The following is a 6,899-nucleotide window of genomic DNA, read 5'->3' as shown; positions in this document are numbered from 1 at the left end:
CAGTTATTTTTCCAGATTGGTATAAGTATATGGTCAGTTTGTATTAAGTAAAAAACTAAGGGCTATTTTGCCACGGAATCCACGGAAAAAGGCAAGAGCGACAAGTGATAACGACTCAAATACTGCTAATGGTAAGGGCTCCCCTACTAATAGTTGGGTGTTTGGCTCTTACCCTATAAAGTCTTTTTCAGATCTTATCTCTATTGTTCCGTGTTCTTCCGTGGGTTCCGTGGCGAAAAACTTTGATCAGTTAGTTTTACAGATTGGTATAAGGTGTTGCGTTACTTTCGTGCGCTAAAACTGTTGATGATGCCTGTTAGTTGCTGAGTGAGTTCGGCCATTTTATAGCTGGTTTGCATATTATTTTCGGCATAGCCCGACGTTGTTTCAGCAGATTGACTGATTTGATGGACTTTTTCGGTAATTTCATTAGATACACTGGCTTGTTGCTCGGCGGCACTGGCAATCATCATATTTAAATCACCTATAGTTGCGATTTGCTGGGTTATTTCAGCCAGCGAGGTTTCTGATGTTTGAGTTTGTGTGACGCCTTGTGCTGCCAGTGTAGCGCTGTCACTCATGGCATTCACGGCTTGACGAGTGGTACTTTGTAAGCGCTCAATGGTTTGTTCTATATCACCAATAGAGCCTTGAGTGCGTCCGGCTAGGTTGCGTACTTCGTCTGCCACTACGGCAAAACCTCTGCCTTGCTCTCCGGCGCGAGCCGCTTCAATGGCGGCATTTAATGCGAGTAAATTAGTTTGCTCAGCAATGTTGCGAATAATGGTCAGTACGGCGCTTATTTCATCACTGTCTTTTTCTAACGTTTGAATAATAAGTGTCGTGTTTTGCACGTTCTCAGCTAAAGCGGCAATGTGTTCACTGGTGTTTTGCACATTACTGCGGCCAATTGCTGCTACTTGATTCGATTCGTTAGCGCTGCTTGAAGCATCTGTCGTATTGCGAGCAATTTCGGCGACAGTAGATGTCATTTCATCCATGGCAGTAGCAATTTGCTCAATCTCTCGCTCTTGTTGGCTAATTTCATGTTGAGTGGCTTGGCTGGCTTGTTCTGTTTGGCCAGCTTGCATTACTAATTCATCTGCGGCATCGCCAACACGGCCTAGCGCTGTGGCAAGTTTGGCTTGTAGTACTTGAATGGTGAGTTGTAATTGCCCCACCTCGTCTTGTCGGCCAGTATAAATGAGTCTGGCTAACCCATTATCAATAACGGTCTGTGAGTGACAAGTCAGCTTATGTAGCTCAGTGGTGAGCCAGCCGCAGCTAAGCCAAGTGCCGATGCTCAATACAGCAAAGCCGATGCCCAGTATCGGTAATTGGTTAGGGCTAGCGATGGCCAAACCCGAAAATACGATGGTCAGTAAAAGGGTAAGCCAAGTGCTGAGTTTGTTGTGTAGTGTTAAGTTGGCCCAAAGGTGGCGGGCTTTATGAATTGGATCTCGCCCTTGTTTGGTGGTTAGTTGAGGATAATGTTGTTGAGCTCGAGCCACACATTCAGCACGTGGTTGGGTGCGTATTGAGTCGATACCAGCGAGTTGGCCATTGTGATACTTAGGAGTGAAATAAACATCTGCCCAATAATGGTCGCCATTTTTACAACGGTTTTTTAATATCGCAACATAAGCCTTTCCGGCTTGTAATGAGCCATATAGTTCACTAAAAATAGAGGAGGGTACACCTCCTGCCCCCAGCATCATCTGCTGTTGGCCGATAATATCGTCTTTTGTATAGCCAGAGAAAGTCAGTAGCTGCTCATTACAATAAGTCACCTTTCCGGTGAGATCAGTGCTTGAAATTAAAACATCTTCTTTGCTAATTGTGCGCTCCGTGCCAGTAAGCGGTGTTTGAGGCGTCATAAAAAAACTCCATGTATTTTTATACTTAAGGCCAAAATAGTAGCGCACATAATGATAGTGTTTAGCGCTTATTGCAGGGTAACCTCTGATATTAAATCAGAAGTTGGGTATTGTTTTCAAAAGTATATGACTTTGTGTGCAAGGCTAATAGTGAAGGGAATGTTTGGCTATATCAATACTTTAAATAGATAGTGCATAACGAATAGCAGAAAAGTAGTCTTAGCCCCTAAGTTATTAGCTAAGATAAAAGGGAAGTATGCGGTTAGAAGCCGCTAAAACAGCGGTGGATTAACGCTGGGCAGGTTTGATGGCTGGCAGTGCAGTGACTGCCAGCTTATTGATATTTAATGTGCTACTTGTACTAACTCAAATACAGTAATAACACGGGTTACGCCTTTGATATTACGTGCTACTTCTACGGCAATGTCTGCTTCTTGTTGAGTGACTAAGCCGATTAAAAAAACTTCATCATTTTCAGACACAACTTTTATTTTAGTGCCATCAAGGGTTTTATTGGCCAAGATAGCGCTTTTTATTTTAGAGGTCAGCCAGCTGTCATTACTACGCTCACCCACACTCAAAGGCTCACTTAAGCGTATTTCATTATAAACCTTCTTCACCCCAGGAACGCCCTTGACGATGTTTTCCGCTTGTTCACTGTATTCTTCAGTAGGAGCTTGGCCAACCAATAAACTTTTACTGTTGGTGGTAATCACGACCACTCGGCTGTCATCGGATAATGGCTTGACTTCGCCCAAGCGATGCGAGGCGCGCATATCAATGGTTTGGTCACTAACTTGAGTGCCTAAGGTTCTTCGATCGGTGGCGGAGCTAATACCCGTGCCCGCGCCGGCCAACATTAAGCCGGCACAGCCTTGTAGGAGTAATACGGATGCGATGGCTGCTAAATAGCGAGTTTTCATTGTGCTTCTTCCTCTTCTTCTTGCGGAAATAAGGTGCGATCAATTAAGTCACATAAGCAATGCAAGGTCAGTAAGTTTACCTCATGTATACGGGGTGAGCGCAGGGCTGGTACGCGAATTTCGACGTCACTTGGGCCAAGTAAGCCTGCAAGTTCGCCGCCATCGCCGCCACTGAGTGCCACTATGGTCATATCACGGCTCAGGGCTGCTTCAGCGGCTTTTATTAAGTTTCGGCTATTGCCACTGGTAGAAATCACCACTAATACATCTCCTTCTTGACCCAAGGCGCGAATTTGACGGGAGTATGCTTCGTCAAAGTGCTGATCAACGGCAATGGCACTAATGCTACTGGTATCGAGAGTGAGGCAAATAGCCGGCAGTGCGGGGCGCTCGGTTTCATAGCGATTAATAAGCTCACTAACAAACAATTGTGCGAGCGCGTTAGAGCCGCCATTGCCACAAACCAGTAGTTTATTACCGTTAAGTAAACACATCACCATCATTTGCGCTGCTACTAAAATATCGTCGGGTAGCGCTTCAGCCGCAGCAATCTTAGTTTGTATACTTTCGGTAAAGCTGGCTTTTATTTCGTCCTGCATGGGGTTTCCTTAAAACGCATTAGGTATCCAGTGAATATGACTCCCTTCACAGGCGACCAAATCGAATCGACAGGGCTGTGTTGACTCATTTAGCCCTTGTGACTGCAAGTAACAGTGTGCGGCTCGGCGCAGCTTTTGTTGTTTAGCGGGCGTGACCGACGCCGCCGCACCTCCAAAATGGTTATTTTTTCGATAACGTACTTCTACAAATACCAAAGTACGATCGATACTCATTACCAAGTCTATTTCACCTAGCTTGCATAAATAATTACGCATTTGTAGCTGTAAACCCTGGCCGAGCAAGTACTGCTCGGCCCGACGTTCAAATACATCGCCTTTATTGCGGCTCGGTGAGGAGTGGCTCTTCACTTGCTTGTGGTTGTTCGAGGTATTGCTGCCAGTCGCCATCGCTATACTCCATCCACTGTAGTTGGCGTGTTACCACGCCTTGCTCTGTTACGCCAAGCTCACCACTCAGACCAGGAACAGCAGATGAGCCCATTCGTAAATCGGCTAGTTGCGATATCAATACATTGGCATCATAGCCAAGTGCAAATAGGCGTAACCAAGGTGCACCAGTAGCAGGCCATAAGTTAACTACTTTTTCCATTAACTGAGGGGCACTGCCAAATAACCAGGGCATATCAGCTAATTGTAAGTCATTAAGCTCACTCATGGGGGCCTCGCCGGCAGGAATATAGCTGCGCGAGGTAACATAAGTAGGCAAACGCTCGCTGCGGCTATCTCTTACAAAGTCAAAGTACGGCAAAATAAATCGTGTTTCAGTTGCGTTGGAGGCCATATATACCGAGTCAATTGGCCCTCTATCAGCAGGGGAGGCGTTTACCGGCTGGATAACCCCAGCTACCGGCGCACTAGGCTTGCTTTTCAGTGCTCGGCGCACGTCATTTTCAATGGATTGCTTGTTATTGAAATACGCTATTCGTGCGCCTTGGCCACTTTGCTGCTGCCAACGGGTGTTAAATTCGTTAGCTACTCGGCGCCCCAGTGCGTTGTTAGGGGCAAACACTAAGGGCTGACGGTGACCTTGCTCCCAGATACGCAAGGCCGCTTCAGCCGCTTCTGCTTCAGGCGAAAGAGAGAAGTAATAACGGTGGGGGAGGTTAGTGAGCTGGGCTGGCATATTTAAGGCTAGCTGTGGCTGAACTGGGTCCAGATTAGCAAGTGCTTCTAAGTTATCTTTAAGCAAAGGCCCCAGAATAAAGTCGGCCCCCTTTTGCTGTACTTGTTCATACAGACTAAACATATCATGGGCGTTAGTATCAAAGAAACTCAGTTGCGAAGACTGTCCTTGATGTGCGCTTAAAATACCGTTTCGGATTGCATCGGCTTGTTTTGATAGCTTGCCGCTAAGTGGTAATAAAACCGCGATATGATGTGCTTGAAACTGAGAGATACTAGGCAGTGTATTGCTGTTAATATTGCTGGGTAAATACTGAACCCCAGGATGCTCAGCATAGCGCTTATACCAAGAGTGTAGTTGCCAATCGCGTTGTTCTTCTGCTGTTGTTTGATTATTTAAAATAGCCATTAAATGCAGCCAGCCGTTAACAAGATCACTGTTATTGGTGTTGAGTGCCTTGCGCAGTTTAGGTGTCGGTTGGTTAGCTAGCAAATCATGAATGCGAGTATCATTTTCGTGCCGTTTTGAACCTGCAAGTAATTGCGTGCGTTCAATGAGCATTTTTGCCGCTAAAATGGGCTGGTCTTGCTGCTCAAGACGAACCGCCTGCAATAACAAATAGTAACGCTTAGCATTGGTGTCTAATGCATCTTCGCTAATACTGGAAAGCTGTTGTTCGGCCAGTTCATTATGATTACTGGCCATGGCAAGCTCTGCATTTAGCAGGGTTATAATGGTGTCTTGTGCTGGTGTGGCATTAGCAGAAATACGCTTTAACAGGTTAGCGGATGCCACAAGGTTATCTTCTTGTATCCAAGCGCGAACCGATAAAACATGCCAGTTAAATACCTCGTCTGGTGCTGCTTTATTTGCTTGCTGACGATAATAGTTGCTTGCATGCTCTATGGCGCTGAACATATTCGGAGCTGGCCCTGAGTGCTGACGTTGTAGTGAGCCTGTACCACAGGCGAACAACATAGATGAAAGCACCAGCGTGCAGAGTAGCCGTGTTACACTATTGCGTTGAAGTTGTGTTGCCAATCCCTTTAATCCCATCCCAAGCTGTGTCATATTGTCCCTAGTGTAATAGGGCGATGACGGTGAAACAATTGTTTATACAGGAGTTCCCATGAGCCAAACGGCTGCACTTTATATTGTGCCAACCCCTATCGGCAACCTGAATGATATTAGTCAGCGTGCGCTAGACATATTACAGCAAGTTGATCTTATTGCCTGTGAAGATACCCGCCATACGGCAAAACTGCTATCTCATTACCAAATTAATAGCGCTACATGGGCACTGCACGATCATAATGAACAGTATAAGTCAGAGCAATTGGTCAAGCGGCTCGTAGGTGGCCAAAGTGTGGCATTAGTGTCGGATGCGGGTACGCCTTTAATCAGTGATCCCGGTTATCATCTGGTCAATAGTTGTCGTGATGCTGGTATTCAAGTGATTGCGATTCCTGGTCCTTGTGCCGCTATTACTGCGTTATCGGCTGCAGGCTTACCCACAGACCGCTTTGCCTTTGAGGGCTTTTTGCCAGCCAAAGAAAAAGCGCGCCTAGATAAAATAGAGCAATTGAAAGACGAGCCGCGTACCTTAATTTTTTATGAATCACCGCGACGTCTATTACACAGTGTTGCCGCGATTGTTGAGGTGTTAGGCGAAGATCGACAACTTGTTGTCGCACGGGAAATCACCAAGACCTTCGAGTCGATTAACAGCCTGCCTGCTGGCGACATGCAAGCTTGGTTGAGTGAAGATAGTAATCGTAGCCGAGGTGAAATTGTCTTGATGGTAGCGGGATATAAGCCCCACGCAGAGGATGAATTGTCGGCTAAGGTAATACGTACCTTAACTTTATTGCGCGCTGAGCTACCACTAAAAAAAGCCGCCGCCTTAACAGCCGACATCCATGGTGCTAAAAAGAATGAGCTGTATAAGTACGGTTTAGAGAACGGGCTTTAAGCTAATGTTGAGCGTTGAATTTTTAATGTTGAATTAAGAGCTAAACGCTTAAAGCTTAAAGATATCGGCCACGGGATCCACGGAACTCACAGAAAAATAAAGTCTAGAAAGAAGCTGAAGTAACAATGTTTGTTGGTGAGGGACTGAGCCACTAAAGTGTGGTCTGTAGGTAATCAGGTTTCATTAAGTCAGCATTTCTCGATTTTATCTCACCTTAATCTTTCCGTGTTCTTCTGTATATTCCGTGGCAAGAATATCTTGGCCGTTAGGTTCGATGCTTTTTATTTGATTCAACATTGGTATAAAGGCTGGGTTGTTGTACAATATGTGCCGGAGTTGGCTGGGTAATCGCTGCTTTGTCGTTGTGCCTTCGGGCAGACGGAC

General features: G+C 45.8%; 7 protein-coding genes. 1 reads left to right on the top strand and 6 read right to left on the bottom strand.

Annotation, left to right across the window (positions count from 1 at the left end; genetic code table 11):
* Positions 1–281: 281 nt before the first annotated feature.
* The 5 genes from ACTHY5_RS10430 to ACTHY5_RS10410 all read right to left on the bottom strand — a co-directional run bounded on the left by ACTHY5_RS10430 (position 282) and on the right by ACTHY5_RS10410 (position 5,614).
* Entirely contained in the window at positions 282–1,877 is a 1,596-nt protein-coding gene (locus tag ACTHY5_RS10430; protein ID WP_441879380.1) for a methyl-accepting chemotaxis protein, read from the bottom strand.
* Positions 1,878–2,221: 344 nt separating this feature from the next.
* Positions 2,222–2,800 carry a division/outer membrane stress-associated lipid-binding lipoprotein gene (gene dolP / locus ACTHY5_RS10425; RefSeq protein WP_441879378.1) on the bottom strand — a complete coding sequence of 193 codons (579 nt, stop codon included), beginning with the start codon at positions 2,798–2,800 and terminating at the stop codon, positions 2,222–2,224.
* Positions 2,797–3,399 carry a D-sedoheptulose-7-phosphate isomerase gene (locus ACTHY5_RS10420; protein ID WP_441879376.1) on the bottom strand — a complete coding sequence of 201 codons (603 nt, stop codon included), beginning with the start codon at positions 3,397–3,399 and terminating at the stop codon, positions 2,797–2,799. The genes dolP and ACTHY5_RS10420 overlap by 4 nt, the downstream gene beginning before the upstream one ends.
* A 9-nt stretch (positions 3,400–3,408) precedes the next feature.
* Complete coding sequence (locus ACTHY5_RS10415) at positions 3,409–3,807, bottom strand: YraN family protein (protein WP_441879375.1); 399 nt, start codon at positions 3,805–3,807, stop codon at positions 3,409–3,411.
* Complete coding sequence (locus ACTHY5_RS10410) at positions 3,737–5,614, bottom strand: penicillin-binding protein activator (protein ID WP_441879373.1); 1,878 nt, start codon at positions 5,612–5,614, stop codon at positions 3,737–3,739. Before ACTHY5_RS10410 ends, ACTHY5_RS10415 begins: the two co-directional genes overlap by 71 nt.
* Before the next feature lie 58 nt (positions 5,615–5,672).
* Here ACTHY5_RS10410 and rsmI point away from each other — a divergent pair, with 58 nt between their 5' ends.
* The gene (gene rsmI / locus ACTHY5_RS10405) at positions 5,673–6,515 is read left to right on the top strand and encodes a 16S rRNA (cytidine(1402)-2'-O)-methyltransferase (RefSeq protein ID WP_441879371.1); all 843 of its coding nucleotides are present in this window, start codon (positions 5,673–5,675) and stop codon (positions 6,513–6,515) included.
* A gap of 204 nt (positions 6,516–6,719) precedes the next feature.
* Here rsmI and ACTHY5_RS10400 read toward each other — a convergent pair.
* Positions 6,720–6,899 (bottom strand): hypothetical protein (locus ACTHY5_RS10400; RefSeq protein ID WP_441879370.1); only part of this gene is annotated, 180 nt, incomplete at its 5' end.

The organism is Oceanisphaera sp. (assembly GCF_052084945.1).
Classification (GTDB): Bacteria; Pseudomonadota; Gammaproteobacteria; order Enterobacterales; family Aeromonadaceae; genus Oceanimonas.
Note: the sequence above shows the minus strand (reverse complement) of the source record. Positions and strands in the feature narration are given on the sequence as shown.